Annotated in this window: 15 protein-coding genes; 9 read left to right on the top strand and 6 right to left on the bottom strand. The window is 46.6% G+C overall.

The features are described 5' to 3' along the window. The first annotated feature begins 5 nt into the window (after positions 1 to 5). The 6 genes from OH459_RS12870 to OH459_RS12845 all read left to right on the top strand — a co-directional run bounded on the left by OH459_RS12870 (position 6) and on the right by OH459_RS12845 (position 5,503). Positions 6 to 1,691 (top strand): TolC family protein, encoded by a 1,686-nt coding sequence (locus OH459_RS12870; protein WP_047514278.1) that lies wholly within the window; start codon positions 6 to 8, stop codon positions 1,689 to 1,691. Then, positions 1,691 to 1,894, top strand: coding sequence for a DUF1656 domain-containing protein (locus tag OH459_RS12865; protein ID WP_005453214.1), 204 nt, complete (start codon positions 1,691 to 1,693; stop codon positions 1,892 to 1,894). Before OH459_RS12870 ends, OH459_RS12865 begins: the two co-directional genes overlap by 1 nt. Before the next feature lie 12 nt (positions 1,895 to 1,906). After that, positions 1,907 to 2,794, top strand: coding sequence for an HlyD family secretion protein (locus OH459_RS12860; protein ID WP_005453216.1), 888 nt, complete (start codon positions 1,907 to 1,909; stop codon positions 2,792 to 2,794). A gap of 19 nt (positions 2,795 to 2,813) precedes the next feature. Continuing rightward, positions 2,814 to 3,500 carry a potassium channel family protein gene (locus OH459_RS12855; RefSeq protein ID WP_005453218.1) on the top strand — a complete coding sequence of 229 codons (687 nt, stop codon included), beginning with the start codon at positions 2,814 to 2,816 and terminating at the stop codon, positions 3,498 to 3,500. After that, positions 3,493 to 4,638: an AI-2E family transporter gene (locus OH459_RS12850; protein WP_005453220.1), complete on the top strand. Its 1,146-nt coding sequence runs from the start codon at positions 3,493 to 3,495 to the stop codon at positions 4,636 to 4,638. The genes OH459_RS12855 and OH459_RS12850 overlap by 8 nt, the downstream gene beginning before the upstream one ends. A gap of 193 nt (positions 4,639 to 4,831) precedes the next feature. Then, the gene (locus OH459_RS12845) at positions 4,832 to 5,503 is read left to right on the top strand and encodes a DUF2057 domain-containing protein (RefSeq protein WP_005453222.1); all 672 of its coding nucleotides are present in this window, start codon (positions 4,832 to 4,834) and stop codon (positions 5,501 to 5,503) included. Positions 5,504 to 5,566: 63 nt separating this feature from the next. Here the strand turns inward: OH459_RS12845 and OH459_RS12840 are convergent, their stop codons facing one another. From OH459_RS12840 to OH459_RS12830, 3 genes are all read right to left on the bottom strand, one after another. Next, complete coding sequence (locus tag OH459_RS12840; protein ID WP_005453224.1) at positions 5,567 to 6,403, bottom strand: outer membrane beta-barrel protein; 837 nt, start codon at positions 6,401 to 6,403, stop codon at positions 5,567 to 5,569. 126 nt (positions 6,404 to 6,529) lie between these two features. Then, positions 6,530 to 6,973 carry an RDD family protein gene (locus tag OH459_RS12835; protein ID WP_009697987.1) on the bottom strand — a complete coding sequence of 148 codons (444 nt, stop codon included), beginning with the start codon at positions 6,971 to 6,973 and terminating at the stop codon, positions 6,530 to 6,532. Between the two features lie 118 nt (positions 6,974 to 7,091). Beyond that, positions 7,092 to 7,856, bottom strand: a complete 765-nt coding sequence (locus OH459_RS12830) for a ferredoxin--NADP reductase (protein WP_009697988.1) — start codon at positions 7,854 to 7,856, stop codon at positions 7,092 to 7,094. Between the two features lie 209 nt (positions 7,857 to 8,065). Between OH459_RS12830 and OH459_RS12825 the strand changes: the two genes are divergently transcribed. Further along, the gene (locus OH459_RS12825; protein WP_017818419.1) at positions 8,066 to 8,518 is read left to right on the top strand and encodes an acyl-CoA thioesterase; all 453 of its coding nucleotides are present in this window, start codon (positions 8,066 to 8,068) and stop codon (positions 8,516 to 8,518) included. Between the two features lie 1,644 nt (positions 8,519 to 10,162). Here OH459_RS12825 and OH459_RS12820 read toward each other — a convergent pair. Continuing rightward, complete coding sequence (locus OH459_RS12820) at positions 10,163 to 10,381, bottom strand: VF530 family DNA-binding protein (RefSeq protein ID WP_005436214.1); 219 nt, start codon at positions 10,379 to 10,381, stop codon at positions 10,163 to 10,165. 132 nt (positions 10,382 to 10,513) lie between these two features. Between OH459_RS12820 and OH459_RS12815 the strand changes: the two genes are divergently transcribed. After that, positions 10,514 to 11,443 (top strand): LysR family transcriptional regulator, encoded by a 930-nt coding sequence (locus OH459_RS12815; RefSeq protein ID WP_029788322.1) that lies wholly within the window; start codon positions 10,514 to 10,516, stop codon positions 11,441 to 11,443. On the opposite strand, the gene OH459_RS12810 is transcribed toward OH459_RS12815, so the two are convergent. After that, complete coding sequence (locus OH459_RS12810) at positions 11,440 to 11,730, bottom strand: putative quinol monooxygenase (protein ID WP_005436210.1); 291 nt, start codon at positions 11,728 to 11,730, stop codon at positions 11,440 to 11,442. The genes OH459_RS12815 and OH459_RS12810 overlap by 4 nt on opposite strands. Positions 11,731 to 11,735: 5 nt before the next feature. Further along, positions 11,736 to 12,389 carry an oxygen-insensitive NAD(P)H-dependent nitroreductase NfsB gene (locus OH459_RS12805; protein WP_009706468.1) on the bottom strand — a complete coding sequence of 218 codons (654 nt, stop codon included), beginning with the start codon at positions 12,387 to 12,389 and terminating at the stop codon, positions 11,736 to 11,738. 195 nt (positions 12,390 to 12,584) lie between these two features. On the opposite strand from OH459_RS12805, the gene OH459_RS12800 reads away from it, so the two are divergent. After that, complete coding sequence (locus OH459_RS12800) at positions 12,585 to 14,021, top strand: helix-turn-helix transcriptional regulator (RefSeq protein ID WP_269987001.1); 1,437 nt, start codon at positions 12,585 to 12,587, stop codon at positions 14,019 to 14,021. Positions 14,022 to 14,050 lie beyond the last annotated feature (29 nt).

Genomic DNA, 14,050 nt, shown 5'->3' with positions numbered 1-14,050 from the left:
AGGATATGATGCTTCTAAAACTAACTAAACCTAGCCTCGCCATACTCTCTGTACTCGGATTGAGTGCGTGTACGACTTTGGGTCCGGATTACGTCCATCCAGAGCAAACCGCCTTGCCAAGTGATTGGTCATTAGAAAAAGCGGCGCAAGACACACAGCAATCCGAGCAAAAACTGCAGCAGTGGTGGCAGCAGTTCAACGATCCAACACTGAACCAACTGGTTGAGATGGCGAGCCAACAAAACCTCGATCTTGAGGCGGCGGGTTTGCGCATAGTCCAAGCACGTTCGCTATTGGGCATCTCCACAGGATTGCAATACCCACAAGTGCAAACTGTCTCCGGTAACTTAGCCAGAGCTTATGTGAACGACCAAGGTGTAAATAACGCCGCGCTGTCATTTGATGCAGGGTGGGAAATGGACATCTGGGGCAAATACGCGCGTGGCATTGAATCTGCTGAAGCTGGCTACTATGCGTCGATTGCGTCTTACCACGACATCATGGTGACCATCACTGCGGAAGTGGCACGCAATTACATCAACTACCGCACGTTCCAAGAGCGTATTTTACTCTCTCGTCGAAACATCGAGATCCAAGAGCGCGTAGTGAATATTACTCAGGTGCAATTTGATTCGGGTAACGTAACCGAGCTCGACGTTCAGCAAGCGAAAAACCAGCTCTTCAATACTAAAGCGGCGCAACCTTCGCTTGAAATTGCAATGAAGCAGTCGCGCACTGCATTAGCATTGCTGTTGGGTGTGCTGCCAGAAGACGTTGAAAAGCTGTTGCAATCTGATGGCTTTGCTCAGCGGATGGCGGATTACGAAAACCAGTTTAAATCCTCAGGCAGAAAACCCGCACTATCAGGCAGCGACGAACGTTCCATCGTACCTCGCCCACCTCTACTGGATAACAAAGTGGATGCAAATTTGGTGATGCGCCGACCTGATCTTCAAGTATCAGAAATGCAAGCTCGTGCTCAGAGTGCTCAGATTGGCGTTGCCGAAACAGCCTTGTACCCAAGCTTCTCTCTGTTCGGCTCTATAGGTATCGATAGCACGGTTCCAGATGGCAGCAGCTTCAGTTTCAGTGACTCGTTAACCATGGTGGTAGGTCCAACGTTCAGTTGGAATATCTTCCAATACGGACGAGTGAAAAACAACATTCGATTTGAAGATGCGAAGTTTCAAGAAACGCTGACCAACTACAACAAGAAGGTGCTGCAAGCGGTTAATGAAGTGACTAACGCACTGGAAGCTTATGACTTGTATTTGGAGCAAAAATCGCTGCGTCTGCAATCGGTCAATTCGTCGATTCGCGCGTTCAATATATCGATGACGCAGTACGAAAACGGTCAGATTTCCTTTGAGCGTCTTCTGAATTCAGTAGAGAAAATGACTCGCGCAGAAGACAGCTACGCCACCATCAAAGGTAACGTCGCAAACCAAGTTGTGGCACTTTACAAAGCGCTCGGCGGTGGATGGGAGGCTCAAACAGGTAAACCATTTTTATCTGAAACCGTCGCCAAACAGATGCAAGACCGCAGCGATTGGGATGGTTTGCTGGATGAAGAAGAACGTGTTCTGCCACCAATTCGCATCGAGCCATCTTCAGACAAAGCGCAAGCAGACAGTGCCGAGCAACTAAGTACCCAGAAAAATAGTTCCGAGCAAGATGGGGAGGTGCAGTAATGCCACACGAACTCTCTTGGGGGGACGTTTACTTTTCTCCCTTGTTACTGGTGCTGATTCTTGCCGTCACTGCCACATGGATAACGGTGATCATCTTGAACAAGACACGCTTGTCACGCTTCATTGCATTTCCGTCTCTGACATTCATTGCCATCATGGTGTTTTACGTGGTGGCCATCGACAGTTTTTATATACAGTTTTAGGTGCCCAACAAGATGAAAAAACTACTCGTTATTGCACTCAATCTTGTCATTCTTGGTGGCGCGGCGTGGTTCGGCTATCAGAAGTTCGAAGAGTATTTTAATAACCCATGGACCCGCGATGGTCAGGTACGTGCGAACGTTATCAAGGTTGCACCTCGTGTATCTGGTCCTATCGTTCATGTTGCCGTGATGGACAACCAAGAAGTGAAGAAAGGCGATCTGCTGTTTGAGATCGATCCAACCACTTACGACGTTGCCCTATCACAAGCAGAAGTGGCGTTAGAGAAAGCCATCGTCAGTTCACGCGGTAAAAAGATCGAATACGATCGTTTAAAAGACATCCGAGCCAAAGACCGAGGCGCAGTTTCTCACAAAGATCTCATTCGTCGTGAAATCACCTACGAAGAATCGTTACTGCAAATCAAATCAGCAGAAGAACAGCTTAAGTCTGCGCGCCTGAACCTTGGTTACACCAAAGTGTACGCATCGGTTGATGGCTTTGTATCAAACCTAGATATCCGTGACGGTACACAGGCGGTTGCAAACCAACCGTTAGTGGCACTTATCGACAAAAACAGCTTCTGGGTCTTTGGCTTCTTCCGCGAAAACCAATTGGCTCAAATTGCCCCGGGCAATGAAGCTCGTGTCACCTTGATGTCTCACCCAGACACACCTATCGACGCTACGGTGGACTCCATCGGTTGGGGTATCGCCCCTAAAGACGGCACCGTTGGCTACAACCTTCTCCCTAATGTGAACCCTGTATTCCAGTGGATTCGCTTAGCCCAACGCATTCCCGTTCGCGTGTCATTGCATGAATTACCAGAAGGCGTCGACCTACGCTTTGGTCTTTCTGCTTCCATCATGGTGATGAAGGACTCATCACAAGAGCAAGAATAGGAGTTAAACAGACATAACCATGGCTATCGGAAAAAAACTCAAAAACATCAATGAAGAAAACAACTTCTTCTATCTGACCCTAGCGTTAATCGGGCTCTTAATTGGCGGTGCGTTTGTACAGGTTGTAGGAGAAGGAGCGATGGAACACCTGTTACAAGGGTTCACCATCATCACTTTTATCGTCTGTATGGCGAGCTTACGCTTTGACAAAAACTGGTCACGTTTTCTTTATACCTTGCTCGGTACTTGGGTATTGGTGATTGGTATTAAAGCCGCTCTCGGTATCAAAGAAATGGACGTGGTGATGCTCGCCCTCACCTTCGCCTTCTTCTTTGGGACATTCAAATCCATCGCAAGACAGATTCTGTTCACTGGGCATGTGAACACCAACAAAGTCATTGGTTCGGTTGCCCTATTTTTGCTGCTGGGACTGATGTGGGCAATTGCCTATCTCATCCTTCTTGAGTTCTCTCCAAACTCATTCACCGGGATGGAAGCCATCTCTTGGGGTCAGAACTTCTCTAATGCAGCGTATTTCAGTTTCGTCACCTTAACCACGTTAGGTTACGGCGACATCAGCCCTCTAACACCATTGGCACAAGTCGTTGTGTATTTAGAGGCCATTGTAGGCGTGTTTTATATGGCGATTGTTGTTTCAAGTCTCGTCAGTTCCAACATTGAACATCAGGTAAACAAAAATGGATAAACAATCGGAAAAAACAGAGAGTAAGATTTTCATCAGTAATATGGTGGAATCTGCGATACGTATCGGCTTGATCTTAGTCTTGCTGATGTTTACGTATGACATTATCAAACCTTTCATTCTTCCTGTGATTTGGGGTGCGATCATCGCGGTTGCATTGATGCCAATCTGTAAAAAACTAGAAAGAGTGTACGGTGGTAAACGAGGTCTCGCGGCAACGACAATTGCGTTGTTGGGTATCGCCCTACTGGTCACGCCTCTAGTGATGGTATCAGGCTCCATTGTTGATGGCGCAACGCACGCACTAGAAGTATTGCAAAATGGCGACATCAAAATCCCTGGTCCAAAACCTTCTGTTGCTGATTGGCCACTTGTCGGTGACAAGCTTTACGAAGTATGGACGCTGTTCGCGACAAACTTAGAGAAAGCAATTCAAACCTTTATGCCACAAATCAAGTCAGGCTTAACGTCTCTACTTGGCATGGTAGGCGGTGCTTTGGGTAGTCTGCTTCTTTCTATCCTATCGCTTGCGATTGCTGCTGGCTTTATGACTTACTCAGAGTCCTTGGCATCAGGTCTTAGCACCATTGCCGTTCGCACCGCTGGCGACAACGCCAAGAGCTGGACAACACTTATCGCCGCAACCATTAAGAGTGTGTTGCTTGGCGTGGTTGGTGTCGCTGCGATTCAAGCGCTATTGATTGGTGCAGGTTTCTTCATCTTCGGCGTACCTGCGGCAGGTCTACTCACACTTATTCTGATGATCCTGTGTATAGCACAGCTTCCAGCACTGCTTGCCGTACTGCCTGTAATTGGCTACATGTACATGACCCAAGACACCAGCACTGCGACTATGTTCACTGTGTGGGTTGTGGTTGCGGCATTGTCAGAGAACCTGTTCAAACCGATGCTAATGGGACGCGGTGTTGATGTACCGATGCCTGTGATTCTTCTTGGTGCCATTGGCGGCATGCTCTTCTACGGCATCGTTGGTCTGTTCTTAGGTGCCGTTATCCTAGCGATTTGGTATGAGCTATTCGTATGGTGGTTGAGCATAGAGAAAGCACAACAGCAAGAAGAAGCGGTCATCGAAGAGAAAGAAGCGTCGCAAGCGGAATCTGGTCACGGCGCTGGTATCTAACCTTGCAAGCATTTGAAACAAACCGCTGTCTTTGCAGCGGTTTGAGCTATTTAGCTCACAGTTTCATCGCTTGGAATCAGATTAAAATGACGTTCTTGTTAAATTTTCAATCTTCTAACATTCGAGAGTTGCAATCAGACAATGAACAATGCAATCTCGATGACCACTAATGACAGTGCTTAGGATAAAAACAATGAAATTGATCAAGCCTTTAACTTGCGCGCTTGCTTTGGCAATGAGTGGCATGGCATTCGCGGATGTGACGGTAACCGTTCCTGACGACGTTTCAATCTATGCGGCTAACGGTGAAAAAGTAAAACTATCTGGTGGCTTTTTTGCTTCTGAAAGATCATTCACTCTGCCTGACGGTGTAAACCAAGTTGTTTTCCGCTACGCACCTTACTTCAGCCAAGGCAATGATCGCCTAAGTGTTGAGAGTGACGTTATCGTAGCTCGTTTCGACGCAACCGATGCTGAGCTAGCGTTCCAGCTTCCTGAATACCGTGATCTTCGCCAAGCAGAAGAAAGAATCAAAGACCTAGATTGGAAACTGGTTGATGCTTCAGGCAATGCAATTGCGGTAGAGCAAGACAAGCTAATCAAACCAGGTATGCAAATTGGTCGTGACTACGTTCGCGAAGTGGAAGACTACAATAAAGCAGGCGGTGTAGCGGCAATCGGCGTTGCAACTGCAGCGGTCGTTCAGCCTGTAACGCTTCCAGCAGCAATTCCATCAGACATGAAGCAAACTAAGCCTGCGACAATGAAAGCAGATTCAACGGCTGAAGAAATGCTGCACTTCTGGTACCAAAAAGCAGACGCTGAGACACAAGCGCGCTTTAAAGACTACATCAACAAGCAATAGCTCGTTGTCTGGTAGACGAAATATTCAATACAAAAAGCCACACTCCTGTGTGGCTTTTTTAATTCAGAATTTGTACGCCATGGTCAGCATTGGACCATAGAATCGGTAGGTAACATCGAGCGCAGAATTGTCGCTTTCGTAATCAACCCCTACTTCGTAATAGTTAAATGAACCCGTCATGCTGAATTGGTCGGTAAAGAAGTACTTAGCGCCAATGTCCACTTCAAACAAATAGCCTTCTATATCATCCACAGCTAAATAGAACACCTGTGCGTGGCTTTTTAAAATCCAGTCTTGCGTCAGTGAATACTCTGCTCGAATCCCCAAATCAGGCAAAGGGGCAGTAACATCATTTAAAACCGCATCATCAACAAACATTACTGGAATTTCATCCACCCCACTCACTTTTGCGCCAAGCTTGCCATCTAAACCTAATGACAGCCACATCACGTGCAGCCCCGCCAATACATCCACCGCCCATTTATCACTGGTGTAAAACTGATAACCGTAACCTAGGCGTGCAATATCAATGTTCAGTTCTGTGGTCAGTTTAGAGCCAGCTTGAACCGCATAAGTGGTGCCATCAACGGTAATTTCAAAAGGTTTGGTTACCGCTGTGCGGGTTGCCTCACGGTGCAAACTACGCCAATCAAGATACACGCTATGTTTTTTATTGAAGTAATACTCGACCTCAACATAAGGCAGCACGGTAAACTCTTTTAAATCGAGATCAGATTCGAAATCAATGGTACGTATTTGGTCGAGGTAAGGGTCGTAGGCGTTAAGTTTGGTGTCAGTGCGAGAGAAAAATCCCCCCGCTTCAATCTCCCACTCTCCAGCAACAACGCCGGAAGAAATGAGAGTAGCGAGGCACACTGTCCAACCAGCTTTGTTCATCATCCTTGAGTCCTAAGCGATTGAATTTATGTTTGAAGTAAGTGTAGTCGTAGGAAGAAAGATATGGAAAGACGATTCGATCGCAACTCTGCATGAAACTGATCATTCAACGTCAAATCAGCAGTTGAGTTAGCAATTCACCACTTTGGTACCTGAAAGCAAATCGTGCAACAAACGACGCTCAGGGTGAAATAAAAATAGAGCAAGGTTGACCAATGGTGTAAACGGGATAAGCATTTCAATCAAATAGCTCATACACAATCGTAAAGACGTGGTCACTTTCGTCGTGTCGTGACCGTTCTTCATCACCACTTTGATCCTAACCAAACGCATCCCAACAGTTTGTCCCTCACGGAGAAAATTCCAATTCGCCATCATCAACATAGGAATGGTTAGCACGTAGCTTGCTTTTGTGTCCTTAACTAATTGAAGGTTTTCACTCAAAGAAAGTTCGAAGCCATTTACAACAGAATTGATGGTCAAAGCGATTGTAAGCACTAAACCAGTCACGATCATCAGATCGATGAAACCACCAATAAATCTTCGCCTTCTATCGGCAATTGAGCACCACATACTTCCCCCTGAAATGCAAGCTGATGCATTCTAGGGATGGGTTGTAAGGCGCTCAATTGTGAGAAGCCATATTTGTGACCCTCTCTCAGAACTGAGATGGCCAAATATCAATCAAACCTTACCAATATCTCTCGTAAATGATATTACCACCCGTTCGGGCACGATACTTCTCTAAGCCTAAACCTTGCAGTACTGGAGAGGTATCTTTAATCATCTCTGGGTTACCACACATCATCACAAAACTGCTTTGTTTAGAAAACGGCAAGTCAGCACGATTAACAAGCTCTCCCGACGCAATCAACTCTGGAATGCGGCCTTGAAGCTTACCCGGAATACTCTCACGGCTGACAATCGGCACATAACGCAGACGACCTTCATATCGCTGTTGGAGCTGCTCAATCAGGTATTTGTAAACTAAATCTCTTTCGTAACGCACACCATGCACCAGCACAATGTGGTCGCTGTGTGGAAGTAGATTGATGTCGTCTAACAAAGAGAGAAATGGACCAATGCCTGTCCCCGTTGAAAGCAGCCATAGATCGTTTGCGTGTTTGGGAATGGTATCGTGGATAAGATCGCCATGAGCCGTTTCACCAACATAAATGCTATCGCCAGTTTGAAGCTGTTGCAGCCTTGGCGTCAGTTGCCCTTCAGGGTTCGCGACGACTAAGAATTCGAGCCACTCGAACTGTTCACTGGGCGCATTCACCACCGAGTATGCACGGCTAATGGGATTGCCCTGTTCGTCGAGCAAGGCGAGTTTGGTAAATTGTCCGGCTTTGAAGGAGAGAGGCGCACCGGAAACTCGTAAACTGAACAGCTCACCTGTCCAGTCGATTCGTTTTTCTACTTTGGCAAGATTGAAACCTTTCAGTTCTGTCATTGGACATCTCCTTTTGGTTACGCTTACTTAAACCTACGCCTCACAACTGACTATGTAAAGTTTTTAGTTTACAAAAATAAGCATCTAATTCATTTCACATTTTACATACAATTTTATTACATCTTAATCAGTTCCATCTAGAATAAATACTCAAAGTGATAAGTCGCTTAGCAAATTGCGGCAACGTCGATGAAAAAGGAACATGAGTAATGGATACGTTATTAAAAGAATTCCCAGTGATTACGGAAATCAAAGTCGCCTGGGGAGAGATGGATGCCCTGCAACACGTCAATAATGCGGTGTATTTTCGTTACTTCGAAACTGCGCGTTTGGACTACTTCAACAAGATTAATCTGTTGGTAGATTTGCAGACGTCTAACATCGGTCCGGTTCTAAGTGAAACCCAATGTCGCTATAAGCTACCCGTTACGTTTCCAGATACGCTTTTGATTGGCTCACGCGTAATCGACATGCAAGAAGATCGCATCACGATGGAATACCAAGTGCTGAGTAAGAAGTGGGGCAAGATTGCGACCATCGCGACCGCTACTGGTGTGATGTTTGATTTTAAGAACAACGTGAAAGCTGCAATTCCAGACCACGTCCGCCAGTCGATTTTAGACTTGGAAGGCACCGTGGGCAGTACGCATCATTTGGAGTGAGAAAAGAGGCAAGAAGCGAGAGATTAGAATCGACATTCCCGACTGTGCTCCTTCGTCGCTATCGGGAATGACGCAGAGGAACTCTTCCAGCCTATGCGATGAGAAAAGCTGTGTCCTTCCAGCCTACACGGTAAAAAGTTGTGTCATTCTAGCGAGCCAAGGCGAGACTAAGAATCTACTTACCGCTTGCTGAAGACCATAAAGCAATGAATAAACTCAATATAATCTGAGAGTAGATTCTGAATCACGCTCGTTCCTCGCTGTTCAGAATGACGGTTCTCACTTGGGTGTTCTACCCTACAATACGAGCTCAGACGTCACTCCGGACGGGACTAAGCTAGCCATCTGTCAACATCACAACAGAGCTCCCCGACTGCGATCCTTCGTCGCTATCGGGAATGACGCGGAGGAACTCTTCCAGACTATGCGATGAGAAAAGTTGTGTCATTCTAGCGAGCCAAGGCGAGACTAAGAATCTACTTACCGCTTGCTGTAGACCATAAAGCAATGAATAAACTCAATATATTCTGAGAGTAGATTCTGAATCACGCTCGTCCCTCGCTGTTCAGAATGACGGTTCTCACTTGGGTGCTCTGCCCTACAATACGAGCTCCGGCGTCATTCCGGACGGGATTAAGCGAGCCATCTGGAATCTCGCTTTAAACATCACAACAGAGATCCCCGACTGCGCTCCTTCGTCGCTATCGGGAATGACGCAGAGGAACTCTTCCAGCCTACACGGTAAAAAGTTGTGTCATTCTAGCGAGCCAAGGCGAGACTAAGAATCTACTTACCGCTTGCTGCAGACCATAACGCAATGAATAAACTCAATATATTCTGAGAGTAGATTCTGAATCACGCTCGTTTCTCGCTGTTCAGAATGACGGTTCTCACTTGGGTGTTCTACCCTACAATACGAGCTCAGACGTCACTCCGGACGGGACTAAGCGAGCCATCTGGAATCTCGCTTTAAACATCACAACAGAGCTCCCCGACTGCGCTCCTTCGTCGCTGTCGGGAATGACGCAGAGGAGCTCTTCCAACCTATGCGATAAGAAAAGTTGTGTCCTTCCAGCCTACACGGTAAAAAGTTGCGTCATTCTAGCGAGCCAAGGCGAGACTAAGAATCTACTTACCGCTTGCTGTAGACCATAAAGCAATGAATAAACTCAATATATTCTGAGAGTAGATTCTGAATCACGCGCGTTCCTCGCTGTTCAGAATGACGGTTCTCACTTGGGTGCTCTGCCCTACAATACGAGCTCCGGCGTCATTCCGGACGGGATTAAGCGAGCCATCTGGAATCTCGCTTTAAACATCACAACAGAGATCCCCGACTGCGCTCCTTCGTCGCTATCGGGAATGACGCAGAGGAACTCTTCCAGCCGATGCGATGAGAAAAGTTGTGTCATTCTAGCGAGCCAAGGCGAGACTAAGAATCTACTTACCGTTTGCTGCAAACCATAAAGCAATGAATAAACTCAATATATTCTGAGAGTAGATTCTGAATCACGCTCGTTCCTCGCTGTTCAGAATGGCGGTTCTCGCTTGGGTGTTCACCCTACAATACAAACTCAGACGTCATTCCGGACGAGCCTAAGCGAGCCATCCGGAATCTCTCATTTAAACGTGTACCAAATCCAATTAGCAGAACGTCTCGATGTACAGCGCTTCTACTTTATCTCTTGCCCACTGCGTTTTACGCAGGAACTTCAGCGACGATTTGATTGAAGGATCTTTCTTAAAACAGTTCACACGAACGCGCTCATGCATTCCGTTCCACCCAAAGTGCTCAACTAAACGGGTAAGGATTTTCTCTAAACTCAACCCGTGAAGTGGGTTATTCGGCTGCTGTTGGCTCATGCTATTGATCCGGTAAAGTGAAGTTGCGCGCTAATCTAACTCAAACTCGCCGTGCAACCTAATGTTTTAACCTTGAATTGCCCTGCGACTCTCCCCTATAGTAGCCCAAACTTCTTAAAATCCCTTTTCATTATGAAAGCCCTCAACGATCTGAATATCTTTGTCGAAACCGCACGCCAAGGCAGTTTTTCGAAAGCCGCCAACAGCATGGACATGACACCAGCAGCCATCAGTGCATCGATCAAACGTCTTGAGGGACAAATAGGCTTTCCGCTGTTTGTGCGCTCCACTCGCAGCCTTCGCTTAACGTCGGAAGGTGAGCTGTTCTTAGACAAAACCACTCAAGCACTCGCAACGCTACAAGAGGGGTTAGATCAGATCTCAAGCGCGCGTGGCGAGCTATCAGGTCAGCTGCACATCACCGCGCCATCTGATTTTGGTCGCAACATGCTGCTTGATTGGGTTGATGAGTTTATTGATGTTTACCCGAACGTCTCTATCAAGTTAGAGCTGTCTGACAGCTTAACCGATATGTACACCAAACCCGTCGACATCGCGATTCGTTACGGTGAACCTGCTGACTCTAACCTCGTCGTATTGGCGTTGTGTGGTGCAAATGAGCGAATCCTGTGTGCCTCTCCAGAATACGTTGCAAACAATCCTGTGCTGACCAAACCGGAAGATCTAAACCAACACAACTGTTTGTGTTACATGGTGGCGGATTCGGTTTACAACAAATGGACGCTGACTCGCGGAGACGAAACAGAACAAGTTGTCGTAAGTGGCAAGCTACTTAGTAACGATAGTGACTTATCCCATCGCTTAGCAATCAAAGGCAAAGGGATCGCCAACAAATCACTGATGGACATCAGCCAAGATTTGATTGAGGGAAGATTAGTAAGAGTATTACCTGAGTGGGATTGTGGTCCGGTACCGCTATACATGGTGTGCGCCGATCGTCGTTTGCTGACGCCAACCATTCGTACTTTCCGTGAATTCATTCATGAAAAATGCTGCCAGCAACGTAAGAAAGTGCTGGCAACATTCTGCTCAGAAGCTTAACCGACAAACGTCATTGGGCGAATCTGAGAATATTCAACCCAGTCGTTATCTTCTAGCGTCGAGATAAACTGCGCGATATGTGGGCTTTGTAAGTGCTTATCTAACGCTTCTTGCGATGCCCAAATTTCTTGGAACATAAACAAGCCTTCGATCTTTTGATCCAAATACAGTTCGTATTGGCAACAACCCTCTTCTTCACGTGAAGGTTCTAGTAGACCAGAAAGTAAGTTGGTTACGTTGTCGATACTATCTGGATACGCTTTAATTTCTGCAACTAAATGAATCATCTTTATTAAATCTCAGTAAACACAGAGCTTTCTTCCCAACGCGACTTTGGCGTCTTGGCATTGAAGTCATCTTCCGCATGGTAGCCAAGCGGCACAATCACAACGCCAGTGTAGCCTTTTTCGCGAAGACCAAATTCTTCATCCAGCACTTTCGGATCAAAACCTTCGATTGGCACCGCATCAATTTCTAGCGTTGAAGCACCCAGCAACAATGTACCGACGTTGAGGTAAACCTGCTTCTCCATCCAATGATTGGCGTCTTTGAGATCAAAACGGTGCATGTTTACAAAGTAACTACGACCGCCACGTACCGCTGCTTTTGCCTCTTCGGTTGGGAATCGACCGTCTTTTTCTTCCTGCGCCAATAGTGCCTCGATGTAGTCGTTATCGATGCCCGTTTTGGCACAGAACACCAACACGTGTGACGCATTCAAGATCTTCGCAGCATTGAACGCGTAGTTCTCTTGTGCTGCTTTTGCGATACGTTGCTTGCCCTCTTCTGTGCTTGCCAGAATGAAGTGCCACGGCTGAGAGTTCACACTCGAAGGACTAAAGCGAATCAGCTCTTTGACTGCGTCGATCTTTTCTTGAGGCAGCTTACGAGTTGGGTCAAAGACTTTGGTTGAGTAGCGAGATTTAGCAGCTTGAACGATGTCCATCGGGTTCTCCAGTCGAGTAGTTTATGCTGGTTATCACTTTAACCTTATGAGTTACAGGGAAAAACCGATTTCAGTTAAAAACATCTTCAAAATAAATTTGAAAATCGCCGATGTAACAAGCTTTGAGCACTCTCACTGAAGCAACACTCAGTTTAAGCAATAATGTCGCCTTTGCTCTGTTACCGAACCACTTTCATGCTGCCTCAAGACAACATCATCACGCCCTTTCTCTGCAAAAAACTTGGGCATAATCACCTAAGAATTGCTGGCGAATATTGGCACATTGAAAAGCTGGTTGCCTTGCAATCTATGATGTTGCAAGAGGCACCAACGCTGCGTGAAGGTCTGCTGTGGTGGAGTAAAAGTGTTTCGCTGTTCGATCGTCGCTTGTACATTGTTTTCGAACACAGTGATAACCAGGTTCAGATGCGGCTAGAGTGCAGAGCTACCGAAATGCCAAGCTGGGCGGAATCGGTTTATGACTTGCTGCTGATGCAATTGGAACAGCTAGGTTTGAGTGAATCTGTGCACATTCAGCTTCACAACCATGACCTTTACTCTGCTCAATTCGAGCTAGAAGAAGACATCAACCCGAAGCAGAACTCGGTCGTGTTCGACTTGGTAAAACATGTTTATTTGCTGCTGTCTCACCAGCCAATTGAACAGCCAGAATTGTTGAGCGTGCTTAATGCTCTGTTCGTCAAAAATAGCAATTACGCACTGAAATTAGACCAAGCCGCACTGCAACTGGGCGTATCCAAGCGCACCTTGCAACGTCGCCTGCAAGAAAAACAAATGAGCTATTCGCAATGCGTCGACTTCGCCAAGAAAAAGCACGCATTAGCCCTACTTGCAGACACTCAACTCACAACGCAGCAAATCGCCTATCAGTTGGGTTATGAAGAGCCTTCCAACTTCCATAGAACCTTTCGCCGTTGGTATCCGTTTTCACCAATGCAATATCGCCAGCAGTGTTTGGATAACCGCACTCATCTCAATAACCAACCCATCCGCTTGTACTACGCCAAAGCGAATACTTTAGCCGATAACGACATTGACCAACCCGTCGGTAAAATCTGGATGGAAGTAGATAACATTGCGTTTGAAAAAGTGGTCTCCGTTGAGTGTCGAGATCGTGATGGTGCATGGCGTCGCTACCCAGCCTTCTTCGAGCGTTTTTTGAATAATGGCACCGAACTATGGGCGACGACAGAGCTTCCTGTCGCTCATCCACTGACGTTTAGACTGTGTTATGAAGTCGATGGTGATCGCTACATTGATAACAACCACCAGCGTGATTACATGGTTTCTAAAGGGCTTTTGATTGGCGCAACGGAATACATTGTCCCGACAAGGCAACTTATTCAACTCGGCACTCAGCACACCTTGTTTGTGGAACTTGCGTGTCGATTAAAAGACGTGGCGAAGATCGATTGCTACGTGGGTGACGCGCCAGCTCCCCACGCAATGAGCCAAACTCAGAATGCAGAAGATTACACATGCTGGGCGCTACAACTTCCCCTCACCCAAAAGGCTAAACAGTGTCGATTCCGACTCTATGATCATTCTGGTAATGAGTTAGCCAAAGACCATTACCCGATTCAATACCCAATTGTGCAACCACTCAGTTAAATATGTAGCACAGTTCAAATTCAGCACTT

It is taken from the genome of Vibrio sp. MM46 (genome assembly GCF_027587135.1).
In the GTDB taxonomy this organism is placed as follows: domain Bacteria; phylum Pseudomonadota; class Gammaproteobacteria; order Enterobacterales; family Vibrionaceae; genus Vibrio; species Vibrio harveyi.
Note: the sequence above shows the minus strand (reverse complement) of the source record. Positions and strands in the feature narration are given on the sequence as shown.

What these genes read in the sequence shown, in the direction of transcription:
- OH459_RS12870 (WP_047514278.1), top strand. Translation starts at nt 6, where the DNA reads ATGATGCTTCTAAAACTAACTAAACCTAGCCTCGCCATACTCTCTGTA.
- OH459_RS12865 (WP_005453214.1), top strand. Translation starts at nt 1,691, where the DNA reads ATGCCACACGAACTCTCTTGGGGGGACGTTTACTTTTCTCCCTTGTTA.
- OH459_RS12860 (WP_005453216.1), top strand. Translation starts at nt 1,907, where the DNA reads ATGAAAAAACTACTCGTTATTGCACTCAATCTTGTCATTCTTGGTGGC.
- OH459_RS12855 (WP_005453218.1), top strand. Translation starts at nt 2,814, where the DNA reads ATGGCTATCGGAAAAAAACTCAAAAACATCAATGAAGAAAACAACTTC.
- OH459_RS12850 (WP_005453220.1), top strand. Translation starts at nt 3,493, where the DNA reads ATGGATAAACAATCGGAAAAAACAGAGAGTAAGATTTTCATCAGTAAT.
- OH459_RS12845 (WP_005453222.1), top strand. Translation starts at nt 4,832, where the DNA reads ATGAAATTGATCAAGCCTTTAACTTGCGCGCTTGCTTTGGCAATGAGT.
- OH459_RS12840 (WP_005453224.1), bottom strand. Translation starts at nt 6,403, where the DNA reads ATGATGAACAAAGCTGGTTGGACAGTGTGCCTCGCTACTCTCATTTCT.
- OH459_RS12835 (WP_009697987.1), bottom strand. Translation starts at nt 6,973, where the DNA reads ATGTGGTGCTCAATTGCCGATAGAAGGCGAAGATTTATTGGTGGTTTC.
- OH459_RS12830 (WP_009697988.1), bottom strand. Translation starts at nt 7,856, where the DNA reads ATGACAGAACTGAAAGGTTTCAATCTTGCCAAAGTAGAAAAACGAATC.
- OH459_RS12825 (WP_017818419.1), top strand. Translation starts at nt 8,066, where the DNA reads ATGGATACGTTATTAAAAGAATTCCCAGTGATTACGGAAATCAAAGTC.
- OH459_RS12820 (WP_005436214.1), bottom strand. Translation starts at nt 10,381, where the DNA reads ATGAGCCAACAGCAGCCGAATAACCCACTTCACGGGTTGAGTTTAGAG.
- OH459_RS12815 (WP_029788322.1), top strand. Translation starts at nt 10,514, where the DNA reads ATGAAAGCCCTCAACGATCTGAATATCTTTGTCGAAACCGCACGCCAA.
- OH459_RS12810 (WP_005436210.1), bottom strand. Translation starts at nt 11,730, where the DNA reads ATGATTCATTTAGTTGCAGAAATTAAAGCGTATCCAGATAGTATCGAC.
- OH459_RS12805 (WP_009706468.1), bottom strand. Translation starts at nt 12,389, where the DNA reads ATGGACATCGTTCAAGCTGCTAAATCTCGCTACTCAACCAAAGTCTTT.
- OH459_RS12800 (WP_269987001.1), top strand. Translation starts at nt 12,585, where the DNA reads ATGCTGCCTCAAGACAACATCATCACGCCCTTTCTCTGCAAAAAACTT.